1 protein-coding gene (only partly in view) is annotated in these 21,633 nt (G+C 75.3%); it reads left to right on the top strand.

What is annotated here, in order from left to right:
- Positions 1 to 21,633, top strand: partial view of a lonely Cys domain-containing protein gene (locus QFZ64_RS31890; RefSeq protein WP_307070940.1) — the 3' portion only. 15,825 nt of this gene lie to the left of the window's left edge; only the last 21,633 of its 37,458 coding nucleotides appear in the window; its start codon lies beyond the left edge, outside the window; its stop codon occupies positions 21,631 to 21,633.

Raw genomic sequence — 21,633 nt, 5'->3', positions numbered from 1 at the left:
AGCGGCACGTTCACCCAGAACAACCTGCCGAGTACCGCCCCCGGGCCGGACGGCGGGGAGTATTTCACCAGTCCGAGCCCGGGTGCGGACGGTGGCTCCTCGACCGCGCAGCCCACGGGCTCCGACGCGGACCGGCCGTCCCGCTTCAGCCCCTCCGGGCGCTACCAGTACGAGCGCAAGACCGACAAGTCCCAGACGCTCACCTCCACGACCGTCACCAACCGGGTGCCCACCGAGGCGGGTGGCCAGCACCGGGTCACGGCGGACGTCACCCATCTGGTCACCTTCCGCTCCGGGAACCGCAACGTCTTCGCCAACGCCTTCGGTCTCGGCCCCTCCGGGGAGGCCACGGTCGCCGTGGACGTGCCGCGCGGGCTGCAGTTCCTGATGTCCGACAGTCAGCTGCGGCGCGAGCGGCAGTGGATGGCGGGCGTGGAGGGGCTGCCCCCGCAGGAGGCGCCCGCCGCCGCCGAGCACCCGCCGCTGCCCAGCCGGTACATCAGGGACGGCCAGCTCGGCCTGGCCTCGGTCACCGCGGTCACCGAGCTCGGTCCGCAGCCGACGCCCGTGCCGCAGCGCGGGCGGCTGCACGACGAGGTGCGGACGTTGGTGGAGCGTTACGCGCCCGGCATCACCACTCCGGGCCACGCCTCCTACCTGCCCGGCGTGGCCACCCTGCTCGCCGACCACACCGGCGTGTCCGGCAGGCGGGCGCTGATCGGGCGCGGCGACGGGCAGACCCGGTTCGTCTTCCGGCACCACCGGTTCGGCGGGGCGGCCCTGGTCGAGGTGACGCTGTCGGCGCGTCCGACGTCCACCGACGCCCAGCGGCGCGCGGCGCGGGGCACCGCGGTGAAGAGCGACAAGACCGGTATGGAGCAGTGGGGTTCGCACACGGCGGCCGGCACCTCCACCTCGGACTCGGTGAGCCGGCAGCACCGGTACACGTTCAATCCGATGGCCCGTTTCTCCCGGCCCCACCAGGACGAGCGCACCGACCGGGCCGGCCCCTCGGTCCACGTGGTGTCCTCCACCAGCAAGGTCGGCAAGCGCGGTCACACCGCGGAGGACCGGTTCTGGCTGCGCACCGACAGCGCGGCCGACTTCGACGGCCTGGACTACGAGTTCGTCGCCACGGTGCGCACCTCCATGGTCACGGACTGGCCGCCCAACGTGCTGGGCGCGCTGGTCCAGCGCGGCATGCTCGCGTGGGAGGACACCGACGCGTCGACCCGGAGCTGGATCGGCCGCACCCTCACCGGTGCCCTCGGCGGCCGGGCCCGGGTGCCCGCCCATGTGAGCCTGCGCTTCACCGGCAGCGAGGCGGCGGCACCCGTCGGCGTCGACACCCGGCCGCCGGTGGCGCCCTCGGTGTCCTCGGCCGATCCCCGGCACACACAGGGGGACGTGCCCCAGTTCCGCGAGGAGGAGCTGTTCCATCCCACCGGCGGCGTCCCGGTGTACGGCTTCGACGCCTGGGACCAGCTGTACACGGCCCTCGACGAGGCGGCCCCGGCCACGGGCAGCGGCTGGCGTTCCCAGCCTGCCTCCGCCTCGGAGGAGAACGCGTCGGTACGGCTGGGCGAGATGATCCAGGCCGGTTCGGTGTCCCTGGACAACCCGCGCCTGGTCGGCGGGATGCTTCCGGCCATGCCGGGGGCGTTCCCGCTGCAGGGAGCGCCGGGCGACCGTCCCACCCTGACGGTGTCGCTGTACCGGCCCAGGGCGGTCACCGACGGCGGCGACGTGACCGTGGACCGGGTACGGATCAACGCGGACAGCCGCGGTTCGGTCTCCGGCGGAGACACCACCACCGGGGTGTCGCTGCCGTTCGTGCTGAGCGCCGACGATCCCGATCACAACCTGGTCGGCGCCACCCCGCCGGTGCTGCAACGGCCCCCCGACGCACCGGGCTTCGGCAGCAACGTGTCCGGCGTCCGCCGTGACTGGCTCAAGACCGGCAGCACCAGCCTGCCCGCCGGGGGCCGCGGCACGCGCAGCTACGAGGTGCGCACCGACGTGCACATCGAGGTCTCCGGGCCCGAGGGCGTACGGCATGTCACCGGCACCGCCACCGCCCGCATCGAGGAACGCGACGCGCTCGGCCACGGGATCACCCCGCCGCGGCCCGTCCCCCAGGTGTACGACATGCCGGCGCTGCTGGGCTCGCAGACGTCGTACCCGGCCGACCAGTGGGCGTCCGTACCGGTGCGGGAGATCCCGGCTGCGCTCGTCGCGGGTCTGGACCCCACGGAGCGGGGCCACCAGCTCTGGGTGGCGACCGGCACCGACCCGGACGGCTCCCGGCTGGCGCTCGCGCTGTACGGCGCCTCCCGGGCGGCGCGGGGCACCGGGCACCCGGTCGAGCTGGTCACGCGGGGCCCGGAGGGGCTGCGCGTCTGGTCCTTCGACCCCGACGGCCGGCTCGTTCCCCCTCCTGCCACGACGACGGGCACGGACGGCACAGCGCCGGACGGCACGGGCACGGACGGCGTCACGGCCGATCCCGCGCTGGACCGGGCGTGGGCGGACTTCGAGGACGTGGCCTCCTCGTTCGACCGGGCCGCGTCCGACCACGACCAGGCGCTCATCGACGAACGCGACCTGCGGGACCTGCGGCGGGACGCGGCCGACACGCTGACGCTGGAGACGAACGCGCTGAACGCGGCGCGGGACGCGGCCGACCTGGCGGACCGGGCGGCCACCGACGCCGAGCTGGCGGCCGACGGGGCGGAGCAGCGCCTGCGCGACCTGACGGGCCGCATCGACGCCCTGACCTCGGCCGTCGCGAAAACCCGGGACTCGATTCCTCCGCTCACCGAGGCCATCGCCGACGGCCGACGCCAGGAGGCCCGGCTGGGCGGCGAACTGGAGGCCGCACGGCAGCACCTCACGGCACTTCAGGACCGGGCGACGAACGGACCGGGCGGCACGGAGGGTTCGGACGGCACCCACGGCTCGCTCGGCACCGAGGGGCCGGACACCGGGGCGTCCACGGACCCGGGGGACACGACGACCGCGGCGGACACGGCGGACACGGCGGACACCGCCACCGTCCCCGTCCCCGCGCCCGCCGTCGACCCGCGGCTCGCCCGGCAGATCGAGGAGGCCACGGCCGAGGCGGGGCGGCTGACCGACGCGCTCGGCGACCTCCGCGGCCGGCTGACGCGGGACACCGCGTCCCTGCGGGACGCCGAGGACGCCCTGACCCGCGACGGGTCGGCGCTGGACGAGGCCGGAACGCGGCTCCCCGGTGTTCGGTCCATCGCCGAGGGCCTGCGCGCCGATGCGGGCGAAGCCCGCCGGAAGGCCGACGATGCGGCCCTGGTCCGGGACGACAGGCAGGAATCCCACGACCGGGCGCGGCAGCGGCTCACCCACATCGACTCCGATCTCGACGACGTGCTCAAGCGGCGCGACGACGCCGCCGACCGGCAGGACCGGGCGCGGAACGTCCTGCCCGGAGCGGCCGCGCCGGTCCTGGCCGCCGGCCCCTCGGCCCTGCCCACGTCGCGCGCGACGCTCGCCACGACCGCCCCGCGCTGGCCGGGCGCCGGGGTGCCCCGTGCGGCGGCGCCCTCCACCGGCAACATCCCGGCGCCGGTGGACACGGCCCCCGACGACAGCTCCGACAGCGACCGGGACTCCGTCGCGCCGGACCTCACGGAGAGCGGGGACCCGTCCGACACGGGCACCGTGATCACGGTGCCGGACCCGCCGTCCGTCGAGCAGCCGAAGACCGAGGACGACGGCGAGGACAAGGGCCCGGACAGGGGGCAGGACCAAGGCCCGGACAAGGGGCAGGACCAGGACAACGGGCAGGAGGACAAGGAGCAGGGGGACAAGGGCGCCGACCGGGACAAGGGCAAGGGTCGGGAGGCCCGCGGCGGCGACCCCGTCACCGCGCCGACGCCCCTCACGCCCGAGCCCCCCGCTCCCGCTCCCGCTCCCTTCCCCGTGCGGGACTCGCACGGCCACCCGGTGGAGACCCCTGGCAACGGCCTGTGCCTGCTCTACACCTTCCTCGGCACCGCCCCCGCCCGGGCCCGCGACCTGCTGCCGGGGCTCAGGAGCCAGGCGCCGACCACCCATGCCTGGCTGGGCCGGCCGGACGACGTGCGCGCCGCGCTCGTCGAGGAGGCGCGGGCCACGACCGGGTCCCCGGTGACCCCGAACCGGCGCCATCTGGCGATCGCCGCCGAGAGCCTGCGCGCGCTGGCCGAGGCCCGACTCCTCGAAGCGCGCCGGGGCGGGCGGCCGCTGCCGTACAGCGTGGTGGGCCAGGCCCGGCGCAGCCTGATCCCGTGGTTCGACGGGCGGACGAGCACGATGGACCGGCAGGAGCTCCTCGACCTGCTGCGGCAGTACGGCATCGACCGGGTGACGTCGCCCGACCAGCTCCACGACGTGCTCCCGCGCTACCGGGCCGCACTGCGGGAGGACGGCCTGCCCGTCCCCGCGGACCCGGGCGTCCGGGAGGCGTTCGACCACCTGCGGGACACCGGCCGGCTACCCGCGCTGGAGGACCTGTCCCACGCTGGCCTCCGCCTGGTGCTCGGCCACGGCTACGCCGACAGCGTCATGCCGTTCACCGCCGAGGAGTACGCCCAGGCGCTGGTGGCGGTACGGAACTGGTCCACGGCGTGGGACAGCGGTATGGGCGAGATGTTCCTGCCGCTGCTGGCGGACACCCTGGACCTGACGGTGGATCTGCTCGTGCCGGACGGCCCCGAGGGTCGTCCCGCCGTCGTCGTCCGCATCGGCTCACCCACGTCCGACCGCGCGGTGGAGGTCTACTACACGGGTCTGAACCACTTCAGCGCCAGCACGGCAACCCCGCTCACCAGGCGGCCGGTGGCGCCTGCCGCTCCGACGTCGAGTGCGCCGCGGCACGCGGGCGACACCCCCAGCACGCAGCCCGACGGACGCCACCGCCCCGCACCCACCACCCGCGACGAACGCCCCGCACCCCGCCACCCCAACCCCGCACCCACACACACCTGGCACCACCTACGCCCCCACGCACCCCACGCCACCCTCCACACCGAACGCTTCGACCCCCACACCGACCCCACCGCCAACCCACCCGAACCAGGCAAACTCTCCGGCGCCACCACCCTCATCCGCGCCGACATCCGCCGCATCCAGGCACCCGACGGCCAATGGATCCGCAACTACACCCTCAACCTCCCCACCACCGGACTCACCGACCAACAACGCACCACCCTGGCCGAACGCCTCACCCACCTCGCCGACACCCACCTCAACAACGGCCTCGCACTACCCACCTCAGGCGACCAGTTCCACCTCACCGTCAACCTCCACAACGACCCCACCCACCCCGAAACCATCAACCTCACCAACACCCCCCACCCCACCCGCGCCAACCAACGCCACCTCGACCTCCACCACAGCGACGCCGACCTCCTCCACGAACTCCTCCACTACCTCGGCCTGCCCGACGAACAACGCGACAACGACTTCCTCTTCCGCAACCACCCCCACTCCACCGCCGTCCACACCACCGGCCTCATGGCCACCACCGACACCACCACCCCCTTCGACATCCCCCACCGCTACCTCGACACCATCGAAAAAGTCACCCAAGCCACCCAAACCCCCCTCCACGACCACACCGCACACAACACCAACACCCCCACCACCAACCCCGACACCACCCCCCACCCCGCCACCCAACCCCCCACCTGGCCCACCTCCCACGCACCCACCACCCCACCGCCCGACCCCGAGGCGCCCGCGTCGAGTTATGTGCGCGACTACGGCGCGCTGCCCGACGGCACCGTCGGCCTCGTGCAGATCCAGCCCTTCTCCGGCGAGGTACTGGACGGACTGCACCGGCAGGTCTACGCGGAACTGGGGGTCGACGCGGACAACCCGCCCACGGACGTGCGGGAACAGGTCGAGGACCGGCTCGGTGGTGCCGACCTCGCGCGAAACCTGGCCTACGTGCGCAGCGCCGGCGGCCACCGGGTCGTCATCCGCGTCGACGGACGCGACCACACCGTGGACGTCCAGCTCACGCTCTCCGAGCCGCGCCCCTCGCTGCGGCAGGGCAGGTTCGACACCCGCGATCCCGACAAGCACGTGGAGCGGCGCGGGTTCGGCACGCGCGAGACCTTCTCCGGGCAGCCGTCCGGGACGTACCGCACCTTCCAGGTGCCCTGGACCGGGTCCTGGCCGCTCGGTGCCCCGACGCCGGTGCGGGCGGTGGACGGTTCGGCGACGGCCACGCTCACGCACAACCAGGCGAGCGACTCCGTCACGGTCACGCACGCCGTGCAGACCACGTCCGCCCAGCGCTCCAACGAGCCCTCGGACCCGGTGGAGTTCACCACGCACTGGCGGGTGCGCCGCGACGCCCCCGCCGTCGGCGCCCCCGCAGCCGGGACGACCACCGGCGGCACGGCCGCGACGACCGCGGCCTCCGACGGCTGGAGCGCCCCGCGCACCCACGGTCCCCTCACCATCTGGTTCCCGCGCCACCTCACCACCGCGGACCCCGCCGCCGGCAGCCTGCCCGCGCCCGCGGACCCGCGTGACCTGCCGCTCTACGGCGTGGACTCGGTCATCGACCCGCGGGCCCTCTTCGAGCACGCGCACCAGTCCTTCCGGGCCGATCTCGACGACACCGCCGCCGGTCAGCTCTCCGACTTCCTCTCCGAGCAGGTCCTGCGCGGCACGCTGCCCATGCAGCTCGAGGGCGGTCTCCACTCGCCCGTCCTCGTCGACGGGGACGGCACCGTGGTGGGCATGGTGCGCTTCACCAGCGTGCCCGTGGTGGGTCCGGCGCAGCGGCAGAGCATCGCGGGGGGCATCAACCTCGAGAGCCACGTCGTCAACCACTCGAAGGTGGACCTGTCCTCGAAGTACACGAGCGGCATCGGGTTCAGCGGCAACGCGGCCGCGGCCCTGACCGGCGACCACGAGCCGGGCCACCCCGACGCCTCCGAGACCGTGGGAGGCAGCCTGGGCGGACGCGGGCAGGCGCAGGCGACCGTCACCAACACCTTCGGCGCCGGCCAGTCCTCCGGCACCATGCACGCGATCCGCACCAACCGCAGTCACCTGCTCGCCCCCGCCGCCGTCGACCACCACATCACCCTCATCCGGGCCGACGGCACCGAGACGGCCGCCCCGGTGCTGCGCCGCACCCACGGCATGGACCTGCGGGTGCTCAGTGCCGCCGACGCGGCCGGCCGGGTCCCCGCCCCCGACGAGGTGCGGCGGCTGCCCGACTCGTTGGAGAACCTGGACGGCATCGGACTGGGCGCGGCCCCGCTCGACGTCACCGGCACGGACGACCTCTACCGCCGCGCGGAGGACTGGCTGCGCCAGGAGGGTTTCCTGCCGCCGGCCCCCGCCACCGGGCTCGGCGCGAAGCTGAAGGCGGCGGTGCGCAACCACGAGCCGGAGCACCAGATACGGCTGCACGCCCAGCTCAACAACCTGCGCAGGCTGCGTGAGGCCCGTACCCGCGTCGGACTGCGCGCGGCGTCCGACTCCATGGTGGACGGCGGGCACCCCGTCTTCTTCGAGGTGCCCGACGACACCGACACCGGCGTCCGCCGGGTGAAGCTGCGGCTCAGCGCGGTGCGGGACACCTCGCGCGCCAGCGTCCACCGCCGTGTCCTGCCGGGCATCCAGGTCATGGGGCTGGCGCAGGCGTCGGGCGGCGACAGCGAGCAGCTCGGCGAGTCCTACGGCGGCGCGCTCGGACCGATGGGCAGTGTGAGCGGGCCGCTGGGCGACTGGGGCGGGATCGGCTTCGGCGCCGACTACCAGTACGGTCACCAGGTCACCCACGGGGACACCGTGGGCGGCGCCACCGGGCACGACCAGTTCTACATCGGCACCGGGCAGGACAGTCACAAGTTCGAGGTCCCCGTACAGCTCGCCCTCGACCTGTTCGCGGACGACGGGGACGAGCCCACCGTGCGGTTCGGGCAGGAGGCGAACCGGGAGGCGGCCCCCGCACCGGCCGGCGCCCCGGGCACCCCGGCCGCGCCGGTGGCGCCGACCGTCGCGGGTTCGATGTGGCTCGCCGTGCCGCACGGCCGTACGAGCCCGGCCTCGTCCACGCCCGCGCCGGCGCCGGCGCCGGACCCCACGCCGAGGGACGGGGCGCCGCGCCGGCCCAACGCGACGGACCTGGCCCGGCTGGAGGGGACCGACGCCGCCGGCAATCCGCTCCCGGAGCTGGTGCGGGTGCCGGACGACGCGCTGTTCGACACCGTGCGCGGCGGTGCCGCCATCGACGCGGCGTTCCGGCGGGCCGCCGCCGAGCTGCGCGACCGGATCCGGGCGGCCGCCGACGCGGGCACGTCGGGAACGGCCACGGACACGGGGACCGGTCCGATCCTCCCGGTGACCACCACCGGAACCGCGGCCACCACCGGAACCGCGGCGGCCACCGGCACGGCTGCGACCACCGGCACGGCTGCGACCACCGGCACCGACGGCCGGGAGCGGTCGGACCGCGGGATCTCGCCCTTCGCCGGGCGGGCGCTGACGGACGGTACGACGCGCGCCGCCGAGACCCGTGAGGCCGCGCTCACCCCGGGCAGCCTGATCGCGCACGGCCACACGCTGTTCAAGAACTCCTACGTCGTCGAGGGCATGACCCTGCCGGGCACGCTCGCGGACGGCCAGTACACCCTGGAGATCCAGGCCATCGCCCACACTCCCCGCCTGCTGGACACCACCAAGCAGTACATGGAGACGGGCGTCGCGGCGACCGACAGCGCCCAGCAGCAGAAGTCCCTCGGCAAATCGCACCAGTTCGGCGCGACAGGGCTCATCTCGCAGAACCCGCCCGCGCTGCCCAAGCGCCCGGCGGATCCGTACGGGCAGGTCAACCCCGAGATCGACGGCTCGATCGGGGTCACCACGCGGGGCGGCAGCAAGGACTTCAAGGGGTTGTTCAACCCCTCCGCGCGGTTCGGTTACGTGGCGCGCACCGACACCTCGGACAGCCTGTCCTCCAGCACCGCGGTCAACCGTGTTCCCACCGAGTCCGGCGACCTCCACCGGATCGGGACCCACGTCACCTACCTGGTCACCCTCCGCGCCGGCACCCGCAACGCGCTGGGCGGTCCCGGCGACCTGGGTACGTCCGAGGCCGTCACGATCGCCACGGACGTGCGCCACGGTCTGCAGTTCCTGATGACGCGGGGGCAGCACCTGCGGGACGCGCGGTGGATGGGTTCCGTGACGGGGCTCGCCCCGGAGTCCGCGCCGTCCCCGACCGCCGCGCTGCCGTCGTCGTACACACGTCACCGCGAGCTGGGGCTCGGCGGGGTCACCTCGGTGATCGAGTACGAGACACCGTCCACCACCGCGTCCGCCGCGCCCGCGCCGACGTCCGCCGCGCCGGGACCGCACACCGCCGTCCCGCTGGGGCCGGTCGCCCCCCGGGAGCGGCGCGGCCAGGTCTACCGCGAGCTGACCGCCCTGGTGGAGTCCGAGGCCCCGGGCGTGTTCACCCCGGGTCACACCGGTTTCCAGGCCGGTGTGCGGACCCGGATCGCGCAGCTCACCTCCGCGGCCGGACTGCGCGCGCTGCCGGGACGCGGCCCGGACGGCACCCCGCGACGGGCCACCACCCGCTTCCACTTCCGGCACCACGGCCACGGCGGTGAGCGCCTGGTCGAGGTCACGATGACGGCGGTGCCCCGGCGCACGCAGAAGCTGTCCGACGTGCGGGGCTCGTCACGGCCGGGCTCGGGGCTGGAGCAGTGGCAGTCGCACACGGCCGCGGGCCGTACGACGACCAAGGCGTGGGTGCGGCAGAAGCAGGCCGCCGTCAATCTGACCACCCGTTATCCCCGGCCGAACCAGAAGCCGGAGGAGTCCAAGGTGGACCGGGCGGCGCCGGTGTTCACTCCGCAGGCGGCGACCAGCAGGTCGGTCCGGCGGGCGACCACCGTCGACAACCGGTTCTGGCTGCGCACCGACAACGGGGCGGACTTCGACGGCCTCGAGTACGACTACGTCCTCTCCGTGCGTTCCGCGCTGGTCGCCGACTGGCCGCCCAACCTCGTCGGTGGTCTCCTCGAAAATGGCGGCATCGCCTGGTCGGAGGCCGGCGGCGACCTGCGGCGGTGGCTGGACGCGATGCTGTCGCGCGGGACCCCCCGCACCCGCGGCGTCCCGGTCCGGCTGTCCCTGCGGTTCACCGGCACCGAGACCCACGCGCCCACGCGGCCGCCGTCGGTGACCGCGCCGTCCGTCCTGTCGACCGTCGACCCGCGCAACACCGTGCTGCCCGGCCCGGCGGCCACGCCCTACCTCTCCGACGAGGCGATGTTCAGCCCGACGGGGCCGACGCCGGCGTTCGGCTTCGACGGGTGGGCGCACCTGGAGACCGCGCTGAACGAGGTGGCGCCGCTCACCGACCGCCGCTGGCACTCCCAGCTCACGTCCGTGTCGCTGGAGGGCCGGGCGGCCCGTCTCGGGCAGCTCGTCCAGGCCGGGCGGATCTCCCTCGACCGGCCCCGGCTGGCCGCGGACCTCACCCGCCGCATGCCCGGCACCCGCCCCTTCGAGGGAGCGCCCGCCCAGTCCCCCTCGATCACGGTCACCCTCTACAACCCGCGCCGCGCCACGCACGGCGACGACGTGACGCTCGACCAGCTCCACAACACCACCGACACCGTGAGCACGGCGGCGGGCGCCGACCACTCCTTCGCCGTCGCGTTCACCGAACTCCTCAGCGCCGACAACGACGGACACCAGCTCACCGGTGCGACCGTCCCCCTCGCCCAGCGCTCGACGCAGCCCACCGCCTTCGGCTCCACCTCCACCGGCAGCCGCCGCGACTGGCTCAAGCACGGCAGCACCTCCGCGCCGGCCGACGGGGCGCGGGGCACCCGCAGTTACGCCGTCGACGCCGACGTCCACCTGCTGGTGGAGGGGCCCCAGGGCGTCCGGCACGTCACCGGCACGGTCACCCTCCGGGTCGAGGAGCGCGATCTGCTCGGCCACGGCCTCATCGACCCCGACGAGTCCCCGGACCACGTGCGTGACCTGCCCGCGCTCGTCCCCGACTGGGCGACCGTCGCGCCGCACGAGCTGTCCGAGCGCCTCGACGCCGCGCTCACCCCCGGCACCGACGGCGTGCAGCTGTGGGTGGCCCTCGGCGCCGATCCGGACGGCACCCGCCTCGGCCAGGCGCTCTACGGGGCCTCGCGCGCGGCCGTCCTCGGCAACCGCCCCGTGGAGCTGATGACCCGCGACCCGCAGGGCATCCGCCGCTGGGAGTTCACGCCGGCGGGCTCGCTCGTCACCGCGGACCCCGACCTGACCCGCGCCTGGGCGCCCTTCCACGCCCAGGCGGAACTCCTGCACGCCGCCAGCGACACCCTCGCCGACGTCCCCGGCCGGCTGCACCGGCTCACCGCCTCGCTCCAGCACGCCAAGCGCACCCACGGCGACGCCGGGGACAGGCTGGACCGGGCGCGGGCCGCGGTGCGGACGGCGGTCGCCGCGGAGCGGGCGGCACGGACCGAGGCCCTCGCCTCGGCCGAGGCGGCGCGCAAGGCCGGAGAGCTGGTCGACCGGCTGGAGCAGGGGCTGGCGGACGCCCGGGAGACGGCCGCGACGCTGCCGCCGATGATCGCCGCGGACGAGAAGAAGCTGGCCGACGGGCGCCGCGACCTGCGTGCGGCACTGGACCGGCTGACCGCGGTGGAAAACACGGTGCGCGCCGAGCGCGCCGCCGCGGCGGCCCAGGGCACCCGGGCCACGGTCCCGCCGCCCGCCGCGCCGGCCGCGCCCGCCGGGAGCACGCCGGAGCCGCGTGACCGCCGGCCCGCCGCCGACGTGGCCGACGACCCCCGGGTGCGCGCGATGATGCCGGTGATCACCACCGCCGCGGGTGCCGTCGAGGCGGCCACCGGGCGGCTGACCGACAACCGCGAGAAGCTGAAGCAGGCTCAGCACATCGTCGCCATCGGCCCCGACCGCGTCCGCCAGGCGAAGGAACAACACCAGGAGGCCGTGGACGAGGCACGTGACGACGCGGCCGCCGTGGTCCGCCGGGGCGAGAACTCGCGGATCGCCCGGCTGCGCGAGAACCGTGCCCAGCGCCGTACGGCGCGAGCCGGCAACAAGGTCACCCGCCGCAACGGCCAGCTCGCCACGACCGTCCTCACGCAGATGCGGGCCGCCGCCGAGCAGACCTCGGCCGTCGACGCGCTGCCGGACCTGTCCTCGGCCGTACGGGAGGACGCCCCCTCACCGGAGCAGTCGCTGCGCTCCACGTTCGCGACGACCGCGCCGCGTTGGCCCGACCCCGACGGCCGCGCGGCCCCGCTGCCAGCCGGCGGCCAGAGTCACACCCCGGCCGCGGGCCCCGTCACGAAGACGACGGCCGGGAAGACCACGGTGCCGCCGCCCCCGCCCGGGAAGGGCACCGGGGCGGACACCGGGAGCACGGCCAAGAAGGACACCGGCACCTCCAAGAGCGCGCCCGGGACCACGACGGGCAAGGGCACGGACACCGGCACGGGCAAGGGCGCGCCGAAGACCACGGCCAAGGGCAAGGCTCCGGCCGCGGCGCCGCCCGCGGCCCCGTCCCCCTATGTCGCGCCGCGGGGCACCCGCGTCGAGACGCCCGGCGACGGCTACTGCCTGCTGTACACCGTCATCGGCAGCGCACCCGGTCTGGTCGGCACCCGGCTGGGGGAGGCCGGTCTGTCCCTCGACCCGGGCACCGCCGCCTGGCTGAGCCGCCCCGCCCAGGTGCGGCAGACCCTGGCCGCGCTGGCGCACCACCCGGGCGACGCCTCGCAGGGCACCGGTCATCTGCGTGCGGCCAGGCGGCAGTTGCAGGCCCTGGTGCTCGCCCGGGTCGCGGCGGCGGCCGACGGCAGCCGTCCGCTGCCGCCCCAGGTGCTCGGCCAGCTGCGGGACGCCCTCCTCGGCCCGTTCGCCGCGCAGGCGCGGACCCGTCCCGCCGCCTGGGTCGACGCCCGGCTGGCGCAGTTCGGGGTGACCGGGGTGACGCACGCCGAGGACCTGGACCCGGACGACCTGGAGACCCTCTACACGGTGGCCGTGTCCGCGCCGGGCGCCGCGCCCGCCCCGGCCGGCAGCCCGCCGAGCAACCGCCAGATGTTCGCCTACCTGCGCGCGGAGAACGCGCTGCCGACGCTCGCCGACCTGACGACGGACCAGCGTCGGGACCTGCTCATCTCGGCCTACCACCAGAGCAACGCGCCCCTGACCGCGCCCGAGGTACGTGCGCTCACCGACGCGGTGCGGGACTGGGACACCGCGTGGGGCGGCCCGGTGGGCGACGCGTTCCTGCCGCTGCTCGCCGACACCCTCGGCGCGCCCATCGACGTCTTCCAGCCGGTGCCCGGCACCACCCCGGCCGGCGGACCGCGGGGCATCGTCCTGCGGTACGGGCCGACCACCGGCGCGCCCGCCATGGAGGTGCACTACACCGGCCTGAACCACTACAGCGCGAGCACGGCCGGCACGACGGCCACGGGCACGACGGCGACGAGCACCGGTCCCACGAACACGACGGGCACGACGACGACGGGCACCGGCCCGACGTCGAGTGCGCCGCGGCACGCGGGCGACGCCCCCAGCACCCAGCCCGACGGACGCCACCGCCCCGCACCCACCACCCGCGACGAACGCCCCGCACCCCGCCACCCCAACCCCGCACCCAAAAACACCTGGCACCACCTACGCCCCCACGCACCCCACGCCACCCTCCACACCGAACGCTTCGACCCCCACACCGACCCCACAACAAACATCCCCGAACCCGGCAAACTCTCCGGCGCCACCACCCTCATCCGCGCCGACATCCGCCGCATCCAGGCACCCGACGGCCAATGGATCCGCAACTACACCCTCAACCTCCCCACCACCGGACTCACCGACCAACAACGCACCACCCTGGCCGAACGCCTCACCCACCTCGCCGACACCCACCTCAACAACGGCCTCGCACTACCCACCTCAGGCGACCAGTTCCACCTCACCGTCAACCTCCACAACGACCCCACCCACCCCGAAACCATCGACCTCACCAACACCCCCCACCCCACCCGCGCCAACCAACGCCACCTCGACCTCCACCACAGCGACGCCGACCTCCTCCACGAACTCCTCCACTACCTCGGCCTGCCCGACGAACAACGCGACAACGACTACCTCTTCCGCAACCACCCCCACTCCACCGCCGTCCACACCACCGGCCTCATGGCCACCACCGACAACAACACCCCCTTCGACATCCCCCACCGCTACCTCGACACCATCGAAAAAGTCACCCAAGCCACCAACACCCCCCTCCACGACCACACCGGACAAAACACCAACACCCCCACCACCAACCCCGACACCACCCCCCACCCCGCCACCCAACCCCCCACCTGGCCCACCTCCCACGCACCCACCACCCCACCGTCGTCCACGTACGTCGTCGCGTACGGCTCGCAGCTCGACGGCAACGTGGGCCTCGTGTACCTCGAACCGCTGCCGCCGGCCGTGGTGGACGGGCTGCACGAGCAGGTCCTGGGGGCGCTCGGGCTCACGGGCGTGGCCCACGACCACCCGGTACGGGAGCAGCTGCGCACGGTGGCGGGCGGCGAACAGTTGGTGCTGGCCCTGCCGTATCTGCGCGGCAGCCTCGGCCACCGGATCACCGTCGAGGTGAACGGCGTGGACCGGACCGTCGATGTACGGCTGCGGCTGGCGAACCCGGTGGCGGCGGCCCGCTACGGGCAGGCCGAGGGCGGTGAGCAGGACGTACGCGTGGAGCGGCGCGGCATCGGCACCCAGGAGTCGGTGTCCTCGGAGGCGTCGGGCACGTTCCGCACCCTGCTGCTGCCGTGGACCGCGCTGTTCCCGGTGACCAGGGCGATTCCGGTGCGCGGGGTGGATGCCGCGCTGTCGCTGGCGATGACGCTGAACCAGCTCTCGTCGACGGCGTCGGTGACGACGGTCGTGCAGGCGACGTCGGCGCAGCGCAGCAACGAGCCCTCGGAGGCGTACGACTTCGACGCCCTGTGGGAGGTGCGGGTCGACGCGCCGCGGCTGGCGCCGCCGGTGACATGGGGTCCGGCGCGGCAGCACGGCCCGGCCACGTTCTGGTTCCCGCAGCACCTGGCGTTCGACGAGGAGGGGGATCTCCCGGAGGCGGCCGGTCTGGACGAGACGCCGGTGTGGGGTGTGGACACGGTCGCGGAGCCGCACCGGCTGCTCGCGGAGTCGCTGAGCCACTTCGGGGCGGAGCTGGGGTCGCTCGACGAGGACTCGGCGGCGCAGTTCGAGACGTTCCTGTCGGAGCCCCTGCTGGGGGGCACCCTGTCGATGCAGCGGGACCGCGGGGTCTTCTCGCCGGTGCTGCTGGACTCGTCGGGGCGCGCGGTCGGCATGTTCCAGCTGAAGACCGAGGCGGTCGTGGGCGAGCCGCTGCGGCGGAGCGTGGACGGGAAGATCAACCTGGAGAGCCATCTGACGCAGGTGGTGAAGCTCGACTCGCAGTCGGCGTTCACCAGCGGGGTGACGCTGTCCGGGAGTGTCGGTCCGGCGCTCACCTCCGACCACTCGCAGGGGCATCCGGACGCGGGGCGCCAGGTCGGCGGCAATGTGCTGGGCAGGGCGGCGCTCCAGGCGAGCGCGCACCAGACGCTCGGGCAGAGCGCGAGCGCGGCGCTGATGCACGCGGTGCGCAGCAACAAGAGCCATCTGCTGGCTCCGGCGGAGATCCGGCACACACTGGTGCTGCATCTGCCGGGCGGCGGGCGGAAGGAGTTCGCGCCCGGTCACTGGCCCCGGGGCATGCATCTGCGGCTGCTGGCCGCCGCGGACGCCCGGGGGCACAAGCCCACGGAGGCGGAGAAGCGGCGGCTTCCGGCCGAGTTGGAGCATCTGAGGTCGATCGGTACGACCGCCACCCCGCTGCGGGTGGAGGGCGCCGAACCGCTCTTCGCCCATGCCGAGTCGTGGCTGCGCCGGGAGGGCTTCCTGCCGCCCGAGGCCCACTCGCGCACTCGGGTGCTGCCCGACGAGGCCGTGGTGCAGGCGCAGTTGAACAATCTGCGCCGGTTCGAGCAGGCGCGCTCCGGGGTGGGGCTGCGGGCCTCCGTGGACGCGATGGTGGACGGCGGGCATCCGCTGTTCCTGGAGTTGCCGACGGCGACGGGGACGCGTCGGGTGCGGCTGGTGCTGAGCGCGGTGCGGGGCGCGGGCCGCAGCAAGCACAAGCGGGTGCTGCCCGGCGTGCAGGGCATGGGTGTGGCGTCGTTGTCGCTCGGGGCCAACGATCACAAGGGTCACACGATGGGCGGGTCGTACGGCATGGGCGGCACCCTGGGGGTGCCGGTGCGCGACGGCGCGTGGACGCTGGGTGGCAGCGGTGACGCGGTGGGCGGCCACCAGGTGCGGCAGGACAACAGCGTCCAGCTGACCGTCGGACACGACCAGTTGTTCATCGGGAGCGGGGCGGGCCAGCGCAGCGAGGTGTTCCGGGTGCCGGCCGAGCTGGCGCTGGACCTGTACGAGGGGCCGGGGCAGGATCCGGCGGTGCGGTTCGCGCACCACACGGTGCCCGCGCCGTACACCCCGCCCGGCGCCGCGCCGGCCGCTCCGGCCGGGCCGCCGCCGGACCGGGTGTCGGGCGATGTGTGGCTGTCGGTGCCGACGCACCGTACGCGACCGGGCACCGCGCCCGTCGCGGTCCCGCCCGCCGCGCACACCGTGCGCGCGGCCACGGCGGCCGACGAGGCGCGGCGCGAGCTGACCGACGCCGCGGGCACCCCGCTGCCGGGCACGGTGCTGCTGCCCGACGACGCGATGGTCGAGGTGTTCGGGGCGTCGGCCGCGCTGGACGACGCCTTCCGCCAGATCCTCGGCAACACCTATCCGGGTCACCCGGCGCGCGGTCTGCTGGACGACCTGCGGGACGCCGCGTCGGAGTACACGCCGGACCTGGTGGCGCGGGCGGGACGGGCCGTGGGCGAGTCGCTGGCGGGTGCCCGGGCCACCGATCCGACGACCGTGGCGGCGGAGATGCTGTCCGCGGCACGCAGCCCCGTCGTCCTGCCGGCCCGCGCCCACCAGGTTTTCAAGGGCGCCTACGTGGTGGAGGGGATCTCGCTGCCGGGGCTCGCCGCGGACGAGGTGATCACCATGGAGATCCGGGGTGTGCTGCGCCGCCCGCGCGCCGACGGCGACCCGTTCCCGCAGTACTACGAGACCGGGCTCAGTGCCGCCGACGGCGCCGCGCAGCAGCGGGGCGTGGTGGACAGCGCGCAGTTCGCGGGCGGCTTCCAGGCGGTCCACAACACCTCGTCCTCGCGCACCCCGGCGGCCGACCAGGCGGCGGGCAACGACTTCGACGGCGTGCTCGCCGCCCGCTCCGACAGCCAGGAGCAGGAACCGGGCGACGGTACGCCGCAGCCCGCGCCGCAGCAGCGGGTTCTCAACCCGGGGGCGCGGTACACGCGCACCGCGCGGCGCGAGAGGTCCCGGGCGCTCGCCTCGTCGACGGCGGTGTACCGCACCGCCACCGAGTCCGGCGACCAGCACCGGATCACGGCCGACGCGACCCTGCTCGTGACGTTCCGGCGGGGCCGTCGCAACGCGGTGGGCAACGCGCTCGGGCAGGGCGAGGGCCGTGCGGTGACGGTGGCGGTGGACCTGCCGGACGGGGTGCGGTTCCTCGCGACCCCGGCGCAGATCCGGCGCGACGCCCCGTTCTTCGCGTCGGTGGAGGGGCTGACCGTGCCCCCGCCGGTGGTGGGTTCGGTGCCGCTGCCGCGCCGCTTCGTCGCCGCCCGGGAGGTGGGGTTCGGCAGCGTGCAGGAGATGGCCGAGTTCACCGACGCCACGCGCACGGTGCGGCGTCCCGACGTGATGCGGCGCAGGCTGCTCGACCTGGTGGACAGGGTGGCTCCGGGCAGCACCCGTCCCGGGCACGCCTCGTACCTGCCGGGTGTGGCGGCCCGGATCGCCGACCTCACCTCCACGGCGGGGCTGCGCACGCTCGCCGGGCGGGGGCCGGGGCGCGGCCAGCTCTTCCGGTTCCGGCACGCCGGCTACGGCGGGGCCCAGCTCGTCGAGGTGGTCCTGCGGGCCGAGCCGGACGCCGACGACCACGCGCTGCGGGCGCTGCGCGGGCACCCCTCGGCGACCGGCGCGGGCATCGAGCAGTTCCAGGCCCACGCCCCGTCGTCCGTGACCGACGCCACCGCCCGCAGTGTGCGCCACGCGGGATTCGTGCAGCTCCAGTCGCGGTTCCCCCGGCCCTCCGGCGGCGAGCGCACCGACCGGGCCGGTGCCCTGCTCACCGCGGAGACGGTGCGCGGCAACGCCGCGCGGGTCACCCGGTCCGCCGAGAACCGCTTCTGGCAGCGGACCGACAGCGCGGCGGACTTCGAGGGCGTGCCGTACCGGATCGTCGCCGAGGTCAGGGTCAGCCCCATGACGGGGATCCTGGACCTGCCCGGCAGCATGTTCCAGCACGGCATCCTGAGCCTGACCGAGGCGGACACCACGCTCGCCGACCGCATCGCGCACGTCTTCCGCGGCCGGGAGGCCCAGCAGACCACCGTCCACACCGCCGCCGCGCTGCGCTTCACCGGCAGTGAGACGGGTGAACCGGCGCCGCCGGAGACCCCGTTGGCGGCGGGTCTGCACCGGACGCGGCCGGCGGTGGGCGGGCAGCGGATCGTTCCCGCCGGTCCCGCGCCGGTGTTCGCCTTCGACGGCGGCACCCAGCTCGCGACCGCGCTCACCCAGGTCGCCCCGGAGCTGCGGCATTCATGGCAGTCGCTGGCCGCCTCCGACTCGGCGGACGCGACGGCGGTGCGGGTCGGCGAACTGCTCCAGGCGGGCACGCTCTCCCTCGACCGTCCGCGTGTGACGGCCGGCCTGACCACGCGCATGCCCGGCACGTATCCGCTCCAGGGCGCGCCGGGCACCCCGCCCCGCCTCACCGTGGAGCTGTTCCGGCCGCGTCCGGTCACCGACGCGGGCGACGTGACGCTGGACCGGCTGCGGCTGCCCACGGTGAGCACGGGCTCCTCCTCGTACGCGGGCACCACCGGCGGTCTGGCGGTGCAGGGCGGTTTCGCCGCCTCCGACGACAACCGCCAGGTGCTCGGCTTCACGCTGCCGGTACTGGCCCGCCAGGCGCAGGCCCCCGGCTCGGGCGCCGCCGTCGGCGGGACCCGGCGCGACTGGCTCAAGCAGGGCAACACCGCCGCCGCCGAGGGCACGCGCGGCAGCCGCAGCCACGAGATCCTCGTCGACGCGCTGATCACCGTGCACGGCCGGGACGGCGACCGGTACGTGACCGGCACGGTGCGGACGCGGACGCGGGAGCGCGACGTGCTCGGTTTCGGCGTCACCGCCGCGCGCACCGATCCCGGCGTGTACGACGGCGCCTCGCTGCTGCGCGACGCCGCCGACGCGCAGGTCCGCGCGGCCGGCGGCCCGGACGACGCGCGCGCCGACGGGGTGCTCCGGGACTGGCGGACGGTGCCGCTGCGCGACCTGCCGGGGCTGCTCGCCGACGGTGTCCGGGCGGGCGCGGGCCGGGAGGACCCCACCGTCCAGCTCTGGCTGGCCGTCGACGGCACCCCGCAGCAGACGGCACGCGCCCTGTACGCCGCCTCGGGCCTGGCCGCGCGCCTCGGCCGCACGGTCGAACTGGCGCTGCGCGACGGGGACGGGCTGCGTTTCCGGCGGTTCGGGGCGGACGGGGAACCGGTGCCGGCACCCGCACCGGCAGCGACACCGTCGGCGGCCGGCCCGGCTCCGGTTCCGGCTCCCGCGGGGGACACCGACGCCTGGGCGGGCGTACGGGCACAGATACGCGCGCTGGAGGCGGCCGGGCAGGCGGAGGAGGCCGCGCGGGTACGGGAGGCCGGCCTGCAGGCCCGTATGCCCGGCCTCACCCGCACCCGGGACGACGCCCTTCCGCCGGTGGCGCACGCGGCGACGGAGCTGGCCGCCGCCCGGCATGCCGCCGACGCCGCCCGCGACGCGCGTACCGCAGCCGACGCGGCGGTCACTGCCGCCGCCCACACCGACGGCCAACGGCAGCGCCGTGTCACGGAGTTGACGGCCGATCTGAGCGACAGCAGCGCGCGGGCGAGTACGGCGGCCGACACCGCGCGGGCGGCGCACGAGGCGGTGGCGGCGGCGGAGACCGCGCTGGAGTCGGCGGACCGCGCCCTGCGGGAGGCCACCACCGCCGGTTCCTCCTCGTCGCGGGGCGGCGCCACCCGGCGCAGTACGAGCAGTTCCTCGTCGGGCGGCTCGGTCGCCCGGCGCACCACGCGCCGCGACAACGCCCGCACCGCGCTGACCGCGGCCCGGGCGGCGGCCGAGAACGCCGACCGTGCCCTCGACACCGCACGGCACGCCGTCGACGAGATCACCGGCCGGCTCGGACTGGCCCGTGGCGCGGCCCGCGACGCGGCCGAGGCGTTGGAGCGCGCCCGGCGCGACGCCGCGGCCGCGCTCGCGGACGACCGGGCGGCCCGGACGGCGCTCACCGGGGCGACCGGGCGTCACGACGCGGCCGTCGCCGCGCGGGACGCGGCACAGCGGGCGGTGGACGCGCTCGGGCACGAGATCGAGCAGAGCCTCACCGAGCAGACCCTCCAGGCGAACGCGCAGCGGACCGCGCAGCGCACCCTGACGGACCGGGTCGCGCTGCTGGAGACGGCCCGGGCGGCGGCCGGCGACGGCACCGTCCCGCTCCCGACCGCCTCCCTCGCCTCCGCCCCGGCCGCACAGCCCCGCCGTGCCCCCCGCCCGGCACCCGCGCGGATCACCGAGGCGGTGGACGGCACGATGGAGGTGTCACCGGCCACAGAGGACGGCGAGGACGGCGACGGCACCGGTGCCGCTGCGGGCACGAGTGCCGCGGGTGCCGCCGTCGGCACAGGCGGCCCCTGGGGCGCCGACTCCGAGGACTCGGACTCGGAGTCGGAGTCGGAAGACGCCGCCGACGAGGGCGACGAGGGCGACCACTCGGACGCCGAGGAGGAACCGGACGCCGACGAGGATTCCGACGACTCGGACGAGGACGACGAGGACGACGAGGACGACGACGAGGCGGGCCCCGTCGTCCCCCGCGGTGAGCGCCCCGACTCGTTCGTCCGGTCCCTGGCCCAGGCGCTCACCGCGTCCGGCCCCGCCCCGGCGTGGACCCGCGCCCGCGACCCGCACGGCGCGCTGCTCGACCGGGTCCGCTCCGACGTGGACGCCCGCGGCGTCCCCGGGGACGCGGCCCTCCCGGGCCCCGGCGCGACGGTGACCACCGAGCAGTTGCGGAGCATCGGCGCCCTCACCGAAGCGCTGAACGCCCAGTCGGTCCTCCAGGGTTCGCTGACCGTCGCGGACGCCGGTCTGGACGAGGCCGCGCGCCTTGCCCTGGTGCTGGCCCGCCCCGACTCCCCCGCCTACGTCTTCACCCTGGCCGCCCTGGTGGCCCGGGAGACCGGACGGCGGATCCGCGTGGTCCTCCCCAACGGCGACGTCCGGGAGTCCGGTCCCTCCGGCGGCGTTCCCCTCACGCTGTACTTCGACGGCGACCTGTTCTCGACCACCCCGCCCGCCCCGGACGACGAGTGA

The organism is Streptomyces sp. B3I8 (assembly GCF_030816915.1).
Taxonomy (GTDB): Bacteria; Actinomycetota; Actinomycetes; order Streptomycetales; family Streptomycetaceae; genus Streptomyces.
This window is presented reverse-complemented; position numbering and strand designations above follow the sequence as displayed.